The organism is Pseudomonas sp. HMSC065H01 (assembly GCF_001815235.1).
GTDB classification, from domain to species: Bacteria; Pseudomonadota; Gammaproteobacteria; order Pseudomonadales; family Pseudomonadaceae; genus Pseudomonas; species Pseudomonas aeruginosa.
On the sequence record NZ_KV819937.1, the window covers coordinates 360,533 to 378,757 of the forward strand.

Below are 18,225 nucleotides of genomic sequence, written 5' to 3' on the forward strand. Positions count from 1 at the left end.
CGAGGGGCTGCGGAGCGTCGGAAGCGTCAGCCGCGGCCGGGGAACAGGTTCGGCTTGACGATGCCGTTCAGGCGCGGATACGGGATCTTCAGTTCGGGGTGGGCATAGGAATACGGCGCGATGGAGTAGGCGTCGTACTTCAGCGTCACCGCGCCGAAGGTCAATGCCACGTGCGGGGTGCGCTGGAACGGCCAGGTCTTCTGGAAATCGGCGTCCTGGTCGAGCTTGTTGGCCAGCAGCCAGGCCTTGTGCGCCAGCTCGGCCTGTTTCCAGAAGGCTTCTTCCTGGCCGGGAACCAGCATGTCCTGCAGGCTCAGCACCTTGTGCTGCCTGCGGTCGTAGTTGATGAAGCCGCGACCGGGCATGCCGTGGGCGCCGCCGGTGAACAGGTAGCTGGAAAGCTCGATGATCACCAGACCGTCATGTTGTTCGCGCACCTTGGCTTGCAGGTAGCTGCTCCAGCCCGGCTCGGCGCTGTCCAGGAACTGCCGCTCGTAGGCCGCCAGCGATGCCGGCAGGGGCGTTTCGTTGTTTTCCCGGGTCATTTCCAGCAGGGCGCGCTCGACGATCGGGTCCAACTGCGGTTCGTCGGGGAACTTCAAGGTGTCGATGTTTACCAAGGGACACTGTTCGCCCTGACAGCCGGGCTTCAGGTGCTCGCTGGCGAGGCGCTCGGTGGGCAGCGGGTCGTCGAGGCCGGGCTTGAAGAGGCTCTGGCAGGCGCTCAGCAGAACGACCAGGCTGCCGAGGGCGGCGAATTTCAGAAGGCGCATGGGATTCCTTTTGCGACGGTGGATGGGCGGGCTCGAAGCGTCGACCAGTCCGTTTCGACCCTGGCGTCGCGCTTGAGTTCGGCCCGCGCAAACCCCAAGTATGGCCTAGCCGTGGCCGGGAAACACGCCCGTGCGGCGAGCGCCACGAAGTTTTCCCGAGCTGTCCTGAAAGTGGCTGCGCCCTGCGCCGGGCCGCGATAGGATGGCGCGAAACCCACATACCCGAGTGAAGTGAGTCGAGGATGTCCGAAACCTTCAAACCCGCCCCCGGTGACGTCGAGCTCGTGCAGCGCGAGGAATGCTTCCGCGGCTTCTATCGTCTCGATCGCCTGCGCCTGCGGCATCGCCAGTTCGACGGCAGCATGGGCCGGGAAATCAGTCGGGAACTGTTCGTCCGCCATGACGCGGTCTGCGTGCTGCCCTACGACCCGCAGCGCGATTGCGTGGTGCTCATCGAGCAATTCCGCGTCGGGGCGATGCAGAAGCTCGCCAACCCCTGGCTGCTGGAGCTGGTCGCCGGCCTGATCGACAAGGACGAGCAACCGGAGGAAGTGGCCCATCGCGAGGCGATGGAGGAGGCCGGGCTGACTCTCGGTGCGCTCTGGCCGATAACCCAGTACCTGCCGTCGCCGGGCGGCACCGACGAAGTGGTGCACCTGTTCGTCGGCCGTTGCGACAGCGAAGGCGTCGGCGGCGTGCATGGCTTGCCGGAGGAGGGCGAGGACATCCGCGTCCACGTCTGGCCGTTGGAAGATGCGCTGCAGGCCGTGCGCGACGGGCGGATCAACAACGCGGCGAGCATCATCGCCCTGCAGTGGCTGGCCCTGAACCGGGCCGAGGTGCGTGGGCTATGGGCCTGAACCTGCTGCGCGAGCGCTACCGGGTCGACCTGGCCAGCCTGCAGGCGACCTGCGAAGCGAACTACGCGCGGCTCATGCGCCTGCTCCCGGACATGCGCGAGGCGCAGGCCTCGCGCCGGGTCGCGCTGAGCGAAGGGGAGCGGCTGCTCGGCGTACTTGCGCTGGAAGTGACCGAGGCCTGCCCCTACACCACCACCCTTCAGGTGCGCCAGGAACTGGGCCTGCCCTGGTTGCCGGCGCCGCGGCTGGAAGTGCGGGTCTACCACGATGCGCGGATGGCCGAAGTGATCGGCGCCGAACAGGCGCGGCGGCTGATGGCGATCTATCCCTACCCGAACCAGGCGATGCACCAGCCCGACGAGAAGAACCAGCTCAACCTGTTCCTCGGCGAGTGGCTCGCCCATTGCCTGGCCTGCGGCCACGAAATGGAGCCGGTGGCCCAGCGCTGAGCGGTTGCAGGCAAAAGGCCAGTTGAATGACATCAAGCCAAAAGTAGTCCTCGCAACTGTGATCTGTTCCGCTTTCCGGGTTTGCCGCCACTTTCGTCGGTCACCATAATCATCCCTTTCACCGCGGACGCCTCGCCTTCAGGAGACGGCCCCTTGTCACGCCATTCGAACACTCCCGCCACCGACGCCTCCGTACTGCTGGTGCAGCTTTCGGACAGCCACCTGTTCGCCGAGGATGGCGCGCGCCTGCTTGGCATGGATACCGCCCATAGCCTGGAGAAGGTGGTCGAGCGGGTCGCCCGGGAGCAGCCGCGGATCGACCTGATTCTCGCCACCGGCGACGTCTCCCAGGACGGCAGCCTCGATTCCTACACACGCTTCCGCAGGTTGAGCGCCCCCCTGGACGCGCCGTTGCGCTGGTTCGCCGGTAACCACGACGAACGCGAGCCGATGCAGCGGGCGACCGAGGGCAGCGACCTGCTGGAGCAGGTCGTCGACGTCGGCAACTGGCGCGTGGTGTTGCTCGACTCGAGCATTCCCGGCGCGGTGCCGGGCTATCTCGAGGACGACCAGCTCGACCTGCTGCGGCGCGCCATCGACAGCGCTGGCGAACGCTTCCTGCTGGTTTCCTTCCATCACCACCCAGTGCCGATCGGCAGCGACTGGATGGACCCCATCGGCCTGCGCAACCCGCAGGCGCTGTTCGACCTGCTGGCGCCCTATCCGCAGGTGCGCTGCCTGCTGTGGGGGCACATTCACCAGGAGTTCGACCGCCAGCGCGGCCCGCTGCGCCTGCTGGCCTCGCCGTCCACCTGCGTACAGTTCGCCCCCGGCAGCAGCGACTTCACCCTCGACCGCCTGGCGCCGGGCTACCGCTGGTTGCGCCTGCACGACGACGGGCGCCTGGAAACGGGGATCTCGCGGGTCGACGACGTCGTCTTCGAAGTGGACTACGACACCGCCGGATACTGACATGCCCCCGGTCGCGGGATACCGCGGCCACGTGCGTCGTTGCCGATCGGCGCGCAGGCTGGAAGATGAAGCCTGGAAGCTGTTACCGTTCGGCTTTCCCTACCGAGTTGAAGCCCATTAGCCCGTTCCCGATGACCGCGACCAGCCCATCCCTGCTGTATATCCACGGCTTCAACAGTTCGCCCGAATCGCACAAGGCGCGTCAGCTGCAGGCGGCCTTCGGCCACTTGGGCCTGGCCGAAGGCCTGCGCGTCCCGGCCCTGCACCATCACCCACGGCAGGCTATCGCCCAGTTGGAGCGGGCCATCGCCGAGCTCGGGCGACCGGTGCTGGTCGGCAGCTCCCTGGGTGGCTACTATGCGACCCATTTGGCGGAGCGCCATGGCCTGGCGGCGATCCTGGTCAATCCCGCGGTCGCCCCGCATCGCTCCTTCGACGGCTACCTGGGCGCGCAGACCAACCACTACAGCGGCGAGACCTGGGAACTCACCGAGGACCACGTGGCGGCGTTGGCCGAACTGGAAGTCACGCGCCTGCAACGTCCCGAACGCTACCAGGTATGGCTGCAGACCGCCGACGAAACCCTCGATTATCGCGCCGCGCAGGCCTTCTACCGAGCCTGCGCGCTACGCATCCAGGCCGGCGGCGACCACGGCTTCCAGGGCTTCGCCCGGCACCTGCCGGCGCTGCTGGCGTTCGCCGGCTACCCGTCGGCGCTGTGGCGCGACACCGATTTTTCGACTTTTGACTGAATAGAGACCCCATGGCTACTTACAACGCAGACGCCATCGAAGTCCTTTCCGGCCTCGACCCGGTGCGCAAGCGCCCGGGGATGTACACCGACACCACCCGCCCCAACCACCTGGCCCAGGAAGTCATCGACAACAGCGTCGACGAAGCCCTGGCCGGCCACGCGAAGAGCGTGCAGGTGATCCTGCACCAGGACAACTCGCTGGAAGTCATCGACGACGGCCGCGGCATGCCGGTGGACATCCACCCGGAAGAGGGCGTGCCGGGCGTCGAGCTGATCCTTACCAAGCTGCATGCCGGCGGCAAGTTCTCGAACAAGAACTACCAGTTCTCCGGCGGCTTGCACGGGGTCGGCATCTCGGTGGTGAACGCGCTCTCGACCCGGGTCGAGGTACGCGTCAAGCGCGACGCCAACGAGTACCGGATGACCTTCGCCGACGGCTTCAAGGACAGCGACCTGGAAGTCATCGGCACGGTCGGCAAGCGCAATACCGGTACCAGCGTGCATTTCTGGCCGGATCCGAAGTATTTCGATTCGGCGAAGTTCTCGGTCAGCCGCCTCAAGCATGTGCTCAAGGCCAAGGCGGTGCTGTGCCCGGGCCTGAGCGTGGTGTTCGAGGACAAGAACACCGGCGAGCGCGTCGAGTGGCACTTCGAGGACGGCCTGCGCTCCTACCTGACCGACGCGGTCGCCGAGCTGCCGCGCCTGCCCGATGAACCCTTCTGCGGCAACCTCGAAGGTTCCAAGGAAGCGGTGAGCTGGGCCCTGCTGTGGCTGCCCGAGGGCGGTGAGTCGGTGCAGGAAAGCTACGTCAACCTGATTCCCACGGCCCAGGGCGGCACCCATGTGAACGGCCTGCGCCAGGGCCTGCTCGACGCCATGCGCGAATTCTGCGAGTTCCGCAACCTGTTGCCGCGCGGCGTCAAGCTGGCGCCCGAGGACGTCTGGGAGCGGATCGCCTTCGTCCTCTCGATGAAGATGCAGGAGCCGCAGTTCTCCGGGCAGACCAAGGAGCGCCTGTCGTCCCGCGAGGCGGCGGCGTTCGTCTCGGGCGTGGTGAAGGACGCCTTCAGCCTGTGGCTCAACGAGCACGCCGAGATCGGCCTGCAGTTGGCGGAACTGGCGATCAGCAATGCCGGGCGTCGCCTCAAGGCGGGCAAGAAGGTCGAGCGCAAGAAGATCACCCAGGGGCCGGCGCTGCCCGGCAAACTGGCCGACTGCGCCGGACAGGAACCGATGCGCGCGGAACTGTTCCTGGTCGAGGGCGACTCCGCCGGCGGCTCGGCGAAGCAGGCGCGGGACAAGGAGTTCCAGGCGATCATGCCGCTGCGCGGAAAGATCCTGAACACCTGGGAAGTGGACGGCGGCGAGGTGCTCGCCAGCCAGGAGGTCCACGACATCGCGGTAGCCATCGGCGTCGATCCGGGCGCCAGCGACCTGGCTCAGCTGCGCTACGGCAAGATTTGTATCCTCGCGGATGCCGACTCCGACGGCCTGCACATCGCCACGCTGCTCTGCGCGCTGTTCGTCCGCCATTTCCGCCCGCTGGTGGAGGCCGGCCACGTCTACGTGGCGATGCCGCCGCTGTACCGCATCGACCTCGGCAAGGAAATCTACTACGCCCTCGACGAAGCCGAGCGCGACGGCATCCTCGAGCGCCTGGCCGCCGAGAAGAAGCGCGGCAAGCCGCAGGTCACCCGCTTCAAGGGCCTTGGCGAAATGAATCCGTTGCAACTGCGCGAGACCACCATGGATCCGAATACCCGGCGGCTGGTCCAGCTCACCCTGGAGGACGCCACCGGTACCCTGGAGATCATGGACATGCTGCTGGCCAAGAAGCGCGCCGGTGACCGCAAGTCCTGGCTGGAGAGCAAGGGCAACCTGGCCGAGGTGCTGGTCTGATGCGCCGCCTGCTGGCCATCCTCGGCCTGTTCGGGGGCCTGGTCCAGGCGGCCGAGGCGCCGCCAGAGCCACCGGTTCCGGCAGCCTTGAGCTTCATCTCCGAACATGCGGTGGAGGGCATGCGCGGCGGCAACCTCTCCGGGCTGGCCTGGTGTGGCGGCGCGCTGTGGACGGTTTCCGACCGCGACGACGACCGCCTGTATCGCCTGCAACCCTCGGCCGAAGGCTCCGACCAGCCCTGGCAGGCCGAGGCCGAGAGTTTCATCGCTCCGACCCCGCCGGACAGCGGGTTGCCCTGGGGCATGAGCACGCGGGTCTGGCTCAGTGGCCTGGTGCGCGGCGGCAACCTCGACTTCGAAGGCATCGCCTGCGATGCCGCCGGCAATCGCTACCTGGTCAGCGAGGCGCACGCGGCGGTCCTGCAACTGCCGGTGAGCGGCGCGCCGAACTGGCTGCGCCTGCCGCCCGGCCTGCTGCCGCAAGCGCGGGCCAGCGGCATGCTGATGAATTTCAACGCGCTGTTCGAAGGGATCGCCGTCGACCCCGAGGGCAAGCGCCTCTGGCTGGCTGCCGAGCGCGAGCGCCGCGGCCTGCTGGTGGCCCACCGCGACAACAGTGCCTGGCGCTGCGAGGGCAGCTGCGTACTGCTCGCCGAGGGCGGCAAGATCGAGCCGCCGCCGGAACTGGGCAGCGCGCGCAAGCTGCCGAAGGATTTCTCCGACCTCGCCTTCTACCGCGGCAAGCTGTTCACCCTGGAGCGCCTGGCGCATCAGATCTGCCGCCGCGACCTGGCCCAGGCCAAGGTCGAGCGCTGCTGGTCGTTCGCCTCGGCGGTCCTGGCGCCGGAGCGTCGCTACGAGCTGCCTTATGGCGTAGCGGAAGCCCTGTCGCTGGACGACAAGGGCGCCTGGCTGGGCATCGACAATGGCGACCATGCGCGCGCCGATGGCGATGTGCGGCCCTTCGTCCTGCGCTTCGCCGCGCCCGCCGGCGGCTGGTTGGGGGACAAGTGACGCAACAGGCGCCCGGTCAGCGGCTGGGACGGATCATGCTGGTGCTGGCCTGGGTCGCCGGGCTGGCGCTGGCGACGCGCTATTTCGGCGTCTGGGAAGATCGACAGCGCAACCCGAACCAGGCGCCGCAATCGATCCATGGCGACGGCTACGTCGAGTTGCGCCTGGCCAGCAGCCGCCAGGGCCATTACCTGCTGAACGGGCAGATCAACGGCCAGGGCGTGACCTTCCTGCTCGATACCGGGGCGACCCAGGTGGCGGTGCCGGAAGCCCTGGCGGCAAGACTCGCGCTGGAGCGCGGCGCGCCGATCACCCTGAGCACGGCCAACGGCCGCGCCACGGGCTGGCGCACGCGGCTGGACCAGCTGCAACTCGGCGATATCCGCCTGTCCGGGGTCGCGGCGCTGATTGCGCCGGGCATGGACGGCGATGAGGTGCTACTCGGCATGAGCGCCCTGAAACAACTCGAATTCACCCAGCGCGACGGCACCCTGGTGCTGCGCCAAAACACTTCTCCGTGAGGTACGCATGAGCGAATCCCTCGATCTGAGCCTGGAAGGGGTCGAACGCCGGTCGTTGGCCGAGTTCACCGAGCAGGCCTATCTGAACTATTCCATGTACGTGATCATGGACCGCGCCCTGCCGCATATCGGCGACGGCCTGAAACCGGTGCAGCGACGCATCGTCTACGCCATGAGCGAACTGGGGCTGGATGCCGATTCCAAGCACAAGAAGTCGGCGCGCACCGTCGGCGACGTGCTCGGCAAGTTCCACCCGCACGGCGACTCGGCCTGCTACGAGGCCATGGTGCTGATGGCGCAGCCGTTCTCCTATCGCTATCCGCTGGTGGACGGCCAGGGCAACTGGGGGGCGCCGGACGATCCCAAGTCCTTCGCCGCCATGCGTTATACCGAGGCGCGCCTGTCGCGCTATTCCGAGGTGCTGCTCAGCGAACTGGGCCAGGGTACCGTGGACTGGGTACCGAACTTCGACGGCACCCTCGACGAGCCGGCCGTGCTGCCGGCCCGCCTGCCCAACCTGCTGCTCAACGGCACCACCGGCATCGCGGTGGGCATGGCCACCGACGTGCCGCCGCACAACCTGCGGGAAGTCGCGTCGGCCTGCGTGCGCCTGCTCGACCAGCCGGGCGCGACGGTCGCCGAATTGTGCGAACACGTGCCGGGCCCGGACTTCCCCACCGAAGCCGAGATCATCACCCCGCGCGCCGACCTGCAGAAGGTCTACGAGACCGGCCGCGGTTCGGTGCGCATGCGCGCGGTGTACCGCGTCGAGGACGGCGACATCGTCATCCACGCCCTGCCGCACCAGGTGTCCGGTTCCAAGGTGCTGGAACAGATCGCCGGGCAGATGCAGGCCAAGAAGCTGCCGATGGTGGCCGACCTGCGCGACGAGTCGGACCACGAGAACCCGACCCGCATCGTCATCATCCCGCGTTCGAACCGGGTCGATGTCGAAGAGCTGATGACCCATCTGTTCGCCACCACCGACCTGGAAACCAGCTACCGGGTCAACCTGAACATCATCGGCCTCGACGGAAAGCCGCAGGTCAAGGACCTGCGCCAGTTGCTCTCGGAGTGGCTGCAGTTCCGCATCGGCACCGTGCGTCGACGCCTGCAGTTCCGCCTGGACAAGGTCGAGCGCCGCCTGCATCTGCTGGATGGCTTGCTGATCGCCTTCCTCAACCTCGACGAGGTGATCCACATCATCCGCACCGAGGATCAGCCCAAGGCGGTGCTGATGGAGCGCTTCGAACTCAGCGAGGTGCAGGCCGACTACATCCTCGACACCCGCCTGCGCCAGTTGGCACGCCTGGAAGAGATGAAGATCCGCGGCGAGCAGGAAGAGTTGCTGAAGGAGCAGAAGCGCCTGCAGACCCTGCTCGGCAGCGAGGCCAAGCTGAAGAAGCTGGTGCGCGAGGAGCTGATCAAGGACGCCGAGACCTACGGCGACGACCGCCGTTCGCCGATCGTCGCCCGCGCCGAGGCCCGCGCGCTGTCGGAAACCGAGCTGATGCCCACCGAACCGGTGACCGTGGTGCTCTCGGAAAAAGGCTGGGTGCGTTGCGCCAAGGGCCACGACATCGACGCCGCCGGCCTCTCCTACAAGGCCGGCGACGGCTTCAAGGCCGCCGCGCCGGGACGCTCGAACCAGTATGCGGTGTTCATCGACTCCACCGGGCGCAGCTACTCGCTGCCGGCCCACAGCCTGCCGTCCGCGCGAGGCCAGGGCGAGCCACTCAGCGGCCGGCTGACGCCGCCGCCGGGGGCCAGCTTCGAATGCGTGCTGCTGCCGGACGACGATGCGCTGTTCGTGATCGCTTCCGACGCCGGCTATGGTTTCGTGGTCAAGGGCGAGGACCTGCAGGCCAAGAACAAGGCCGGCAAGGCCCTGCTCAGCCTGCCCAACGGCTCCGCCGTGGTGGCGCCGCGCCCGGTGCGCGATGTGGAGCAGGATTGGCTGGCGGCCGTGACGACCGAGGGCCGTCTGCTATTGTTCAAGGTCTCCGACCTGCCGCAGCTCGGCAAGGGCAAGGGCAATAAGATCATCGGCATCCCCGGCGAACGCGTGGCCAGCCGCGAGGAATACCTCACCGACCTGGCTGTTCTGCCAGCCGGGGCGACGTTGGTCCTGCAGGCCGGAAAGCGTACCCTGTCGCTCAAGGGCGACGACCTGGAACACTACAAGGGGGAGCGAGGCCGGCGAGGCAACAAGCTGCCGCGCGGTTTCCAGCGCGTCGACAGCCTGCTGGTGGATATTCCGCCACAGGATTGAAATGAGCCGTTACCGGTCTCCGATCTCTCGCATATCCGCAAGGGAATGGCGAAAGCGGCCTCTTCCGAGGCCGGCTTTCCGGGGGAATGTCGTCTCCCTGGCGGGTTCCGCCGGGTTTTCCCCTGACGCAGGTGGTCCGAAACCGGTTTCGGAATACGCTCTGCCTCTGGAGCTATGGCGCTGGTTAGGGGATGATACGCCCCTTCGGCCGCCGTTTCCGATGGCGGGTGGCCAGTAGAATTCAAGTCTTGCATCAGTAGTGCCGATCTTCGGCGAAATACGGTGGTTCTCGATGAGCGCGTGGCGCGTCTTCGCATGTCTTTCCCTCGTCAGCCTGCTCGGGCTGACGGGTTGTGCGGTCCATCCGCCGGCCCAGCTCTACCAGTTGGACGTCGGTGCCGCTGCGGTACCGAAAAAGGACGGCGGTGCGGCCGTCCTGCTCGGGCCGGTACAACTGGCCGACTATCTCAAGCGCGATGTGATGGTGCAGCGGCAGGCCGATGGTATTCTCAGTCTGTCCACCGAAGCGCGCTGGGCCGGCAACCTGGAGACCAATGTCAGCCAGCAACTGCTGCGGCAGATGTCCAGCGAGCTGGGCAGCAGCCGCCTGGCGCTGTTCCCGGAAAAACCCGGTTTCACCCCCCAGGTCCAGGTGATGCTGACCATCAGTCGCCTCGACTCCGGCCCCAAGCAGCCGGCAGTGATCGAGGCGCGCTGGCGCCTGTTGGACCAGAAGGGCGACCTGAAGGACAGCCGGGTGTTCCACGAGGAAGAACAGCATCAGGGCAGCATCGGCGACCAGATCCGTGCCCAGAGCGACCTGCTCAAGCGCCTGGCGGCGCAGTTGGCCAAGGACGTCAAGCCGATCGCCGTGGCGGCCGAGGCGCCGCCGCCGGCGACCGCGCGCAAGCCGGTGGCCAAGCCGAAGGTCAAGGAAGAGGAAGGTCCGAAAATGCCACTGGTGGTGCCGATTCGCACCGACGCCGAGGTCTATCGGTTCTGATTGTCGATAGCCGACCAGGAGAAAGCCCCGCCGAAGCGGGGCTTTTTCGTTTCGGCGTCAGCGTGAGCGGCGCAACAGGAAGCGCAGGGCCATGCCGGCGAGCGCCAGCAGCAGGCAGGGCAGCCAGACCCAGCGCGCCTCCGATTGCAGCACCAGCAATCCGCGTTCGCTGAGGAAGCGCGACAGACCGATCGGCGACACGGCGATCGGATGGAACGGCATGAAGTAGCGGGCGTCGCTCCAGGGCCAGAACCAGGCGACGCCCAGCCCGCCATTGGTCATCGCGTCCAGCAGGCTGTGCGAGGCGGTGGCCAGCGCTACCCACAGCCCGGCTTTCAGCGGTCCGCTATGCAGCGGCCGGCAGGCGAGGGCGGCGAGCGCGCCGAGGATCGCGGCGAACAATAGCGAATGGCTGAAGCCGCGATGGCCGAAGGCATCGTGATAGGCGATGCCGAGCTTGAAGGCGACTACGTCGAAGTCCGGCAGGCAGGCGGCGAGCATGCCTGCCAGCAGCAGGCGTGGCGGGATCACCCGGCTGCCAAGGGCCAGTCCCACCGCCAGGACCGGCAGCGGGTGGGTGATCAGGGTGGTCACGGGCGGGCGCGGTCGTGCATGCGCGCCAGTTGGCGCTCGAGCATCGACGGATACGGCTCCAGCAGACGCTCGACGCAGCAGGCTCCTTCCGGACTGGCGATGGCGCGGATACGGGCGCGCTCGCGGACCACCGCGTCGTCGGCGATGCTGCGTTCGACCAGCAGCAGGTTGCGGCTGTGCTGGTTGAGGGCGAGGGCGTTCTGCACGGTTTCGTTGAGCAGCAGGTCGGCCTGGGTCTGTTCGCTGAGGTCTTCGCCGAGGCTCAGGCCCAGTTGCAGTTGCAAGGTGATGCCGCTGTCGGCGACCTCGATCTGCAGGGCATGGCCGAGCGCACGCATCAGTTCACCGCAGCAGAGCGCGTTGGTCAGGTAGTCGGCGCGGTTGTCGCGGCTGTGGAAGAGAATCAGGCTGCCGCCGTCGCTGAGCGTGTGCAGGCTGCCCTTGTACTGGCGGGCGGCCTGTTCCAGGCAGTCGCGATAGCGTTGCAGGAGATCCACCAGGCGGCTGCGCGGCAACCGGCGCAACTGTTCCTGAGCGCCGAGCTGGATCGCCAGCACCGCACTGTGTTGCGGTTCGCGCGCAGCGGCGGGCGCTGCGGGCTGTTCCCCGGCTTCGGCTCCGTTCTCGTCGAAGGCGTCCTGGTCCAGCGGGTCTTCGTCGATGGAGGTGAATTCCACCGGCTTGGTCTCGTCCAGCAGGGCGTCGCCCAGCGGAATGTCGTCTTCCTCGAAGGCCGAGGCCTCGACCTTGCGGCTGCGCAGGTCGGCTTCGTCGTCTTCCAGCAGGATGTCGTCGAAGTTCTGCGGCAGCGGTGCTTCTTCCGGCTCCGGCGCCGGCGGCTTCTCCGGCACCAGGCGCTCTTCCAGGTCGCGCGCCAGGTCGCCCAGCTCGTTCTGCAGTTCGGCGCCGGGGGCCGGATTGTCCGGATCGCGCAACCAGACACGCAATTGCAACAAGGGTGTGGAAATCTGCCGCCCCAGGCGCAGGCTGAAATACAGGGCGAGGATCAGCAGGATCAGGCTGATCAGGCCCATGCTCTGCAGGCTGATCATCATCGGCTGCTGGAACTGCTGCATGTCCAGGCTGATGCGCAGGTGCCCGGCGATCACTTCCTGGAAGGTGATCGGCGTCGAGTACAGGCCTTCGGTGGCGCCGAGCAGGCTCTGCTTCGGACGGCTGCCGGCCTCGGCGAGGATGCGCTGGTCGACGCTGTAGATCGCCGCATGGGCCACCAGCGGGTTCTTCACCAGGTTGTTCAGCAGCACGTTGAGGCTGAGGATGTCGTTGGACACCAGCAACTCGGTGGCGGACGCGGCGGTCTGGGTGATCAGGCTCTGGCCCAGGGCATCGGCCTGCTGTTGCATGGCCTGGCGAAACTGCATGCCCATGACCCAGGCGTAGATCAGCAGGGCCAGGGCCACCAGGATCAGGCTATGGCTGGCGAGCCGCAGGGCGATCGGGACGCGGCGCTGGCGCAAGGCACGAAACAGCAGGAGGAAGAAATTGTCGGGCTTGACGGACGTGGGCCGGGTCACAGGGGGCTCGGTCTTCTGAAATAGAGGTATCGCGCAGTATAACCAGCGCCCCCCGAGGGGCAAAGGGCCGTTGACGCGCTTTCCAGGCCGCCGCGCGGCGGTTTCGCGGGTTTTCCCGGTCGGTTCCGACCGGTGGTGATGGCAAATGCCCGGCTCTGCGTCTCTCGGGTGTGCGGGAAAGCGGGTAGAATGGCGTCTTTTACCTGGCGGAGCTTACGCCTTGCGCGAAATTGTCCTGATCAACATCACCGGGGAAGACCGCCCCGGTCTCACCGCTGCCATCACCGGCGTACTGGCCCAGGGCGGGGTGAACATCCTCGACATCGGCCAGGCGGTGATCCACGACACCCTGTCGTTCGGCATCCTGGTGGAAATCCCGGATACCGAGGCCGGTTCCTCGGTCCTCAAGGACGTGCTGTTCACCGCCTACAAGCTGGACCAGCAGGTGCGCTTCACCCCGGTCTCGGAAGAGGACTACCGGCAATGGGTCGACGGCCAGGGCAAGGCGCGGCACATCGTGACCCTGCTCACCCGCCGGGTGACTGCCGAGCAACTGCAGAGGGTCAGCTCGATCACCGCCAAGTACGCGCTGAACATCGACCACATCGACCGTCTCTCCGGGCGCATGCCGCTGGACATGCCCGCCGACCAGGGCAAGGGCTGCATCGAGTTCTCGGTACGCGGCGAACCGGCCGATCCGGCGGCGCTGCGTGCGGAATTCCTCAGCGTCGCCCAGGAATTGAACGTCGACATCGCTTTCCAGCAGGACAGCGTGTTCCGCCGCAACCGCCGGCTGGCGGTGTTCGACATGGATTCGACGCTGATCGAGGCGGAAGTCATCGACGAACTGGCCAAGGCCGCCGGCGTCGGCGAGAAGGTCGCCGCGATCACCGAGCGGGCGATGCGCGGTGAACTGGACTTCCGCGCCAGCTTCAAGGAGCGCCTGGCGCTGCTGCAGGGGCTGTCGGAAGACGTGCTGGAGGAGATCGGCGCCTCACTGCGTCTGACCGAGGGTGCGGAAACCCTGTTCGCCGAACTCAAGCGCCTGGGTTACAAGACCGCCATCCTGTCCGGCGGCTTCACCTATTTCGCCCGTCAATTGCAGGCGAAGCTGGGGATCGACTACGTGTTCGCCAACGAGTTGCAGATCGTCGACGGCAAGGTCACCGGGGTGGCGGTCGAGCCGATCGTCGATGCCCAGCGCAAGGCCGACCTGCTGCGCGAACTGGCGGCGAAGGAAGGCCTGAGCCTGGAGCAGACCATCGCCGTCGGCGACGGCGCCAACGACCTGCCGATGCTCGGCCTGGCCGGCCTGGGCGTGGCGTTCCGCGCCAAGCCGCTGGTCAAGCAGTCGGCCAAGCAGGCGATCTCGACCCTGGGCCTGGACGGCATCCTCTACCTGCTCGGCTACCGCGACCGCGAAGGACGAGCCTGAGGCCGGCGGGCGTCTCTTGCCGGCCCGGCAGCCACGAACCAGGTCGGTAGAGCGGAAAAGCAACGGGCGCCCAGGGCGCCCGTTCTTCATTCGTCTCCCGAGGAGAAGTCGTAGTCCATCGCCTGGCTCGGCCCCTGCAGGTAGTAGCCCTGGATGTAGGTGGCGCCGGCTTGCCACAGGGTGGCGAGGACGCTGGCGCTCTCGACGAAGGGGACGATGCTGAGCTTCTGCTGTTCGTGCAGTTCGGCGATCAGGCCCTTGAGGATCTCCTGGTTTTCCACCTGGTTGAGGTCCTGGACGAAGGAACCATCGATCTTGATGAATTGCACGGTCAGGTGCTTCAGCGCGTTGAACGGGTTCAGCGAGCAGCCGAACTGGCTGATCGCCGCCTGGCAATGCAGGGTGGCCAGGCCCTGGGTCAGTTGCTTGGCCTGCTTCAGATAGCTGGTGGCGTCGGCTTCGCTGATCTGGAACACCAGCGACTCCGGCGGCAGGCGCGCGGCCTTCAGCGCCACCCCGAGCCAGGGCAGCAGGCCGGGGTCTTGCAGGCTCGCGCTGGACAGGTGGACGAACAGCTTGGTCTGGTGCCCCTTGGCGCGATGCTCGGCGAGCAGCTTGATCGAATTGAGGATCACCCAGCGGTCGATCTTCTCCGCCAGCCCGGCTTCCTTGGCGGCATGCAGGAACTCCGCCGGCGGCACTTCCTGGCCCTGCGGATTGAGCAGGCGCAGGAGCACCTCGTAGTTCTCGTGGCTGTCGCCGCGCAGGCTGATGACTGGCTGGAACAGCAGGCGGAAGCTGTTGGTCTCCAGCGCCTGCTGGAGGATCGCGATGACGTCGCCGCGCTGGGCGGCGGCGGCAAGCTCTTCCGCCGGGTTGTACTGCTTGATCTGCGACCCGCCCTTGCGTGCCGCGTCATCGGCGCAGCGATGCGCACGGTTCATCAGGTCCTGGGCCTTGGCGGTCTTCTCGTCGAGACCGGCGACGCCGATGCTGAGGGTGGCCTGGGCGCTGCGGCCGTTCAGCTCGAAAAGGTGGTTCTCGACTTTCTTCAGCAGTCGTTGCAGCGCCGCTTGCGCCTGCTCGGGAGTCTTGCCCTTGAACAGGGCGGCGAAGATCGAATCGCCGAAACGCGCCAGGTCGGCTTCCTCGCCGAACTGTTCACGCATCAGTCCGGCCAACTGGCCGAGCAGCAGGTCGATCCCGGAAAGCCCGTGGTCGGCCTGGAGCGAGGGGTAGCCGTTGAGATGGATATAGGCCAGGGTCGACGGCTTGCGGGCGGTCACCGCCTGCTGCACGGCGGCATCCATCAGGTCGAGGAAGTGGCTGCGGTTGTAGAGACCGGTGACCGGGTCCTGGCTGCTGACTTCGCGGAGCTTTTCTTCCAGCTCGGCGTTGTCGACCTCGCCGCGGATCACCACCTGGATGCAGGGTTCGCCGTCGTACGTGGCGGCGGAGAGGCTGATGCGCGCCTTGAATTCCTGGCCGTCGAGCTTGACCCCGGTGCAAACCAGTTCGGTCTGGCGCTGGTCGTTCTGGTAGCCCTTGAGGAAATCCTTGAAGGCGCCCTGGTCGCAGGAGGCGATCAGGTCGATGACCGGCAGGCCTTCCAGTTCCTCGGCGTCCTCGTAGCCGAACAGCGCCATGTAGGAGCGGTTGGCGTAGATGTGCATGCCGTCGTGGACGTAGGTGATGGCGTCGACCGAGCTGTCGAGCAGCAACTGGCAGCGTTTTTCCGCCTCGCGCAGGGCGAGTTCGGCGGCGCGGCGCGCGCGGCGTTCGGCGAGGCCGGCCAGCTCGCGGTTGGCGACCAGCACCAGGCGCTCGTCCTCGCCTTGCGGCAGGGCGTCCTGGGCGCCGAGCATCAAGGCGTCGGTGATGGCGTCGGAGCTGTTGTCGGCCACCAGCTGGATGAACGGGATGTCGCGCGACTGGCGGCGCAAGGTGGCGAGCGCCTCGCCGGGCTCGAGACACTCGCTGGTCGGCGCGGCGATCAGCAGGTCCCAGCTTTGCTGGAGGGTTTCGGCGAGGTCCTCGGGAGAGGTCAGTCGATGTACGCGGGTCGCGTGGCCGGCATTGCGGAACAGACTGACCAGGCGTTCGGCTTCGTTCTGCGAGTCTTCCAGAATCAGCAGGCGGATGGTTTTCTTTTCGATGGCCATGGAAAGGGCTCAGTCCGCGTCCGGGCGGGCGCGAAAAGACGGCGAATGGAGGTGTCGGGGCAATCTACAGAGACTTCCAGAGCGAGTCAAAATCTTCCTCCCCCGCAGGCGGCCGGGCCACTGGCGCTGTGACCGGCTTATCGCTCGGGGTGTTCACCGGTTCCGCCGAGCGGTATTCGAACTGGCTGAAGCTGCCGGTCGAGGCCTGCCGGCGATTCAGCACCGCGCGCCGCTCCTCGCCGTGCAGGTTGATCTGCACCCGGCTGCCCTCCTGGAACGGCAGGCGCGGGGTGATCACCGTCGCCGGCCGCGAGATCGCGGCGATCGCCGGCAGCAGCAGGGCGCGCAGGTAGTGACTGCTCTGCTCGGTCTTGCGCAGCAGTTGCAGGCCGCAGGGCTGTGCCGCCGGGGCGATCATCTCGATGCCCATCTGCGTGCCGCCATTGCGTACCTGGCGGATCCAGCGCACCACCGCGATGCTCCACGCCTGGCCTGGAAGGTCCTGCAGGCCGACCAGTTCGCCCGCCTGCAGTTGGGCGGGCACCTCCTTCGGCCAGCTCAGGCAATAGCCGCCGGGGCTGTGGTTGACGATGGGCAGGGCGTAGGTCGGGTAGTCCTCGGTGGCGTCAGCCTGTGCGTGGGCCTGCGGGTGCCCGGGTTGCACACTGCGGGGCGACTGATGCGGGCGGTATTCGATTTCCTCCAGCGGCATGCCGGGCTGCCAGTCGGTGACCTTCTGTGCATCGAAGGCGCCGGCCCAGGCGTCCTGGACGTCGGCCTTGAAGCGAGGCGCCTCGGGCGCTTCCTGGATCTGCAGGACCTCGTTGAACGGGCGGCGCCCGGCGAGGAAGTAGTGCAGGGCGCTCATGCCGATGCACAGGGTCAACTGGCCCTGGCCCTGGGTGCGCTGGAAGGTACGTTCGGCGATGTCACCCCAGGCCGAGGAGAGATGTTGCAGCAGGTCCAGGGTCACCCCTTCGATCAGCGGCAGGCGTGCTTTCGCGCGTTCGGCCTCGGGCTGCAGCAGGTATTCGCGGATCAGCTCGACCAGCGGCTGGGTGTCGATGCCCAGGGCATTGGCCAGTTGGGTCTCCGGGTATAGCGAACGGTAGCGCGGCGGGCCGTCGATCTGCGGCACGGCGATGAACAGCGAGCCGGGCAGCGTCGCGCTCTGTATCGACAGCAGCTGGCTCCAGGGTTCGAGCACCTCGGCGAGCCGTGCAATGTTGTTCTGGCGCATCTGGTTGCAGCGCGCGCAGCCGAGCAGCAGCGGAATCAGGTAGGCCTGCTCGACGCTCAGGCCGGGGGTGTGCTTGGCCAGTTCGTCGCGCACCGCGAGACGATGAACGCCGCGCTGGCTGGCCAACTGGTAGAGCTGGTGGAGTTCCAGCCAAAGCCCCTCGGGGACCGGGCAGTACAACTGGCTGGCGCGGATCAGCGGCCCGCACAGGCTGCGGATCGCCCGCTGGATGCCGACCGCGAACAGCTGCGCGCGGTCGCGGCTGTTGCGCGGCGCTTCCTGGACCACGATCAGCTTGTAGCCGATGGCCAGGTGGTTCTGCAGGGCCTGGCAGAGGTTGGCGATCTTGCGCGGCCGTTCGTCGAGGACGATGGCCTGGTTGAGGAAGTGCCGTTCCAGGTGGGCGCAGACGAAATGCACCTCTGGACGGAACAGTTCGAGCAGTTGCAGGCGGGCCTCGACGGGCAGCACCAACTGGTTGAGTTCGATCAGGCCCTGGTAGAGCTGGCGCGCGGTTTCCCCGAGGTTGGCCTTGGGCAGGTGCGCCAGCCAGTACTTGATGTCCTTCGGGGTGGCGTCGCAGAAGCTCAGGTTCTGCTGCGTCGGAGTGGGGACGCGCAACGAGAGGTGGGGGCTCTGGTTTTCCATGGGGGGTTAGACGGCTCCGCTACTGAAAAGGCTCTACGGGGGGATGAAGCCCCGGAGAGGTGCCGGACTTCCGATCGCCGCGGCTGCGCCTCCTC

At 67.0% G+C, this 18,225-nt stretch carries 15 protein-coding genes; 10 read left to right on the plus strand and 5 right to left on the minus strand.

Going from position 1 to position 18,225, the window contains the following annotated elements; translation table 11 throughout:
- Positions 1–26: 26 nt before the first annotated feature.
- Entirely contained in the window at positions 27–773 is a 747-nt protein-coding gene (locus tag HMPREF3014_RS31125) for an RsiV family protein (RefSeq protein WP_003102069.1), read from the minus strand.
- Between the two features lie 242 nt (positions 774–1,015).
- Here HMPREF3014_RS31125 and HMPREF3014_RS31130 point away from each other — a divergent pair, with 242 nt between their 5' ends.
- The 9 genes from HMPREF3014_RS31130 (at position 1,016) to HMPREF3014_RS31170 (ending at position 10,516) form a co-directional block, all read left to right on the plus strand.
- The gene (locus HMPREF3014_RS31130; protein ID WP_003095694.1) at positions 1,016–1,633 is read left to right on the plus strand and encodes an NUDIX domain-containing protein; all 618 of its coding nucleotides are present in this window, start codon (positions 1,016–1,018) and stop codon (positions 1,631–1,633) included.
- A complete protein-coding gene (locus HMPREF3014_RS31135) occupies positions 1,624–2,082 on the plus strand; it encodes a DUF1249 domain-containing protein (RefSeq protein ID WP_003102067.1) in 459 nt (152 codons plus the stop codon). Before HMPREF3014_RS31130 ends, HMPREF3014_RS31135 begins: the two co-directional genes overlap by 10 nt.
- Before the next feature lie 153 nt (positions 2,083–2,235).
- Positions 2,236–3,054, plus strand: a complete 819-nt coding sequence (gene cpdA / locus HMPREF3014_RS31140) for a 3',5'-cyclic-AMP phosphodiesterase (protein ID WP_003123580.1) — start codon at positions 2,236–2,238, stop codon at positions 3,052–3,054.
- 131 nt (positions 3,055–3,185) lie between these two features.
- Complete coding sequence (locus HMPREF3014_RS31145) at positions 3,186–3,806, plus strand: YqiA/YcfP family alpha/beta fold hydrolase (protein WP_003110317.1); 621 nt, start codon at positions 3,186–3,188, stop codon at positions 3,804–3,806.
- A gap of 11 nt (positions 3,807–3,817) precedes the next feature.
- Entirely contained in the window at positions 3,818–5,707 is a 1,890-nt protein-coding gene (gene parE, locus HMPREF3014_RS31150; RefSeq protein ID WP_003095690.1) for a DNA topoisomerase IV subunit B, read from the plus strand.
- Positions 5,707–6,720 carry an esterase-like activity of phytase family protein gene (locus HMPREF3014_RS31155; RefSeq protein WP_003095689.1) on the plus strand — a complete coding sequence of 338 codons (1,014 nt, stop codon included), beginning with the start codon at positions 5,707–5,709 and terminating at the stop codon, positions 6,718–6,720. Before parE ends, HMPREF3014_RS31155 begins: the two co-directional genes overlap by 1 nt.
- Positions 6,717–7,241, plus strand: a complete 525-nt coding sequence (locus HMPREF3014_RS31160) for a retropepsin-like aspartic protease family protein (protein WP_003116165.1) — start codon at positions 6,717–6,719, stop codon at positions 7,239–7,241. The genes HMPREF3014_RS31155 and HMPREF3014_RS31160 overlap by 4 nt, the downstream gene beginning before the upstream one ends.
- 7 nt (positions 7,242–7,248) lie before the next feature.
- The gene (gene parC, locus HMPREF3014_RS31165; RefSeq protein ID WP_003095687.1) at positions 7,249–9,513 is read left to right on the plus strand and encodes a DNA topoisomerase IV subunit A; all 2,265 of its coding nucleotides are present in this window, start codon (positions 7,249–7,251) and stop codon (positions 9,511–9,513) included.
- 292 nt (positions 9,514–9,805) lie between these two features.
- Entirely contained in the window at positions 9,806–10,516 is a 711-nt protein-coding gene (locus HMPREF3014_RS31170; RefSeq protein ID WP_003102054.1) for a PqiC family protein, read from the plus strand.
- Between the two features lie 57 nt (positions 10,517–10,573).
- Here the strand turns inward: HMPREF3014_RS31170 and HMPREF3014_RS31175 are convergent, their stop codons facing one another.
- Both HMPREF3014_RS31175 and HMPREF3014_RS31180 read right to left on the minus strand, forming a co-directional pair.
- Positions 10,574–11,110: a metal-dependent hydrolase gene (locus HMPREF3014_RS31175; RefSeq protein ID WP_003095684.1), complete on the minus strand. Its 537-nt coding sequence runs from the start codon at positions 11,108–11,110 to the stop codon at positions 10,574–10,576.
- Positions 11,107–12,645, minus strand: coding sequence for an AhpA/YtjB family protein (locus tag HMPREF3014_RS31180; RefSeq protein WP_003102052.1), 1,539 nt, complete (start codon positions 12,643–12,645; stop codon positions 11,107–11,109). The genes HMPREF3014_RS31175 and HMPREF3014_RS31180 overlap by 4 nt, the downstream gene beginning before the upstream one ends.
- Positions 12,646–12,865: 220 nt before the next feature.
- Here HMPREF3014_RS31180 and serB point away from each other — a divergent pair, with 220 nt between their 5' ends.
- Entirely contained in the window at positions 12,866–14,080 is a 1,215-nt protein-coding gene (serB, locus tag HMPREF3014_RS31185) for a phosphoserine phosphatase SerB (RefSeq protein WP_003095681.1), read from the plus strand.
- An 86-nt stretch (positions 14,081–14,166) separates the two neighbouring features.
- On the opposite strand, the gene fimX is transcribed toward serB, so the two are convergent.
- Positions 14,167–16,242: a cyclic di-GMP-binding protein FimX gene (fimX, locus tag HMPREF3014_RS31190; RefSeq protein ID WP_009877183.1), complete on the minus strand. Its 2,076-nt coding sequence runs from the start codon at positions 16,240–16,242 to the stop codon at positions 14,167–14,169.
- Positions 16,243–16,306: 64 nt separating this feature from the next.
- Positions 16,307–18,130 (minus strand): cyclic-di-GMP receptor FimW, encoded by a 1,824-nt coding sequence (gene fimW, locus HMPREF3014_RS31195; RefSeq protein WP_009877182.1) that lies wholly within the window; start codon positions 18,128–18,130, stop codon positions 16,307–16,309.
- Positions 18,131–18,225: the final 95 nt, after the last annotated feature.

Excerpts from the sequence above, each read along its gene's own strand:
- HMPREF3014_RS31125 (WP_003102069.1), bottom strand. The coding sequence starts at position 773 with ATGCGCCTTCTGAAATTCGCCGCCCTCGGCAGCCTGGTCGTTCTGCTG.
- HMPREF3014_RS31130 (WP_003095694.1), top strand. The coding sequence starts at position 1,016 with ATGTCCGAAACCTTCAAACCCGCCCCCGGTGACGTCGAGCTCGTGCAG.
- HMPREF3014_RS31135 (WP_003102067.1), top strand. The coding sequence starts at position 1,624 with ATGGGCCTGAACCTGCTGCGCGAGCGCTACCGGGTCGACCTGGCCAGC.
- HMPREF3014_RS31145 (WP_003110317.1), top strand. The coding sequence starts at position 3,186 with ATGACCGCGACCAGCCCATCCCTGCTGTATATCCACGGCTTCAACAGT.
- parE (WP_003095690.1), top strand. The coding sequence starts at position 3,818 with ATGGCTACTTACAACGCAGACGCCATCGAAGTCCTTTCCGGCCTCGAC.
- HMPREF3014_RS31155 (WP_003095689.1), top strand. The coding sequence starts at position 5,707 with ATGCGCCGCCTGCTGGCCATCCTCGGCCTGTTCGGGGGCCTGGTCCAG.
- parC (WP_003095687.1), top strand. The coding sequence starts at position 7,249 with ATGAGCGAATCCCTCGATCTGAGCCTGGAAGGGGTCGAACGCCGGTCG.
- HMPREF3014_RS31170 (WP_003102054.1), top strand. The coding sequence starts at position 9,806 with ATGAGCGCGTGGCGCGTCTTCGCATGTCTTTCCCTCGTCAGCCTGCTC.
- fimX (WP_009877183.1), bottom strand. The coding sequence starts at position 16,242 with ATGGCCATCGAAAAGAAAACCATCCGCCTGCTGATTCTGGAAGACTCG.
- fimW (WP_009877182.1), bottom strand. The coding sequence starts at position 18,130 with ATGGAAAACCAGAGCCCCCACCTCTCGTTGCGCGTCCCCACTCCGACG.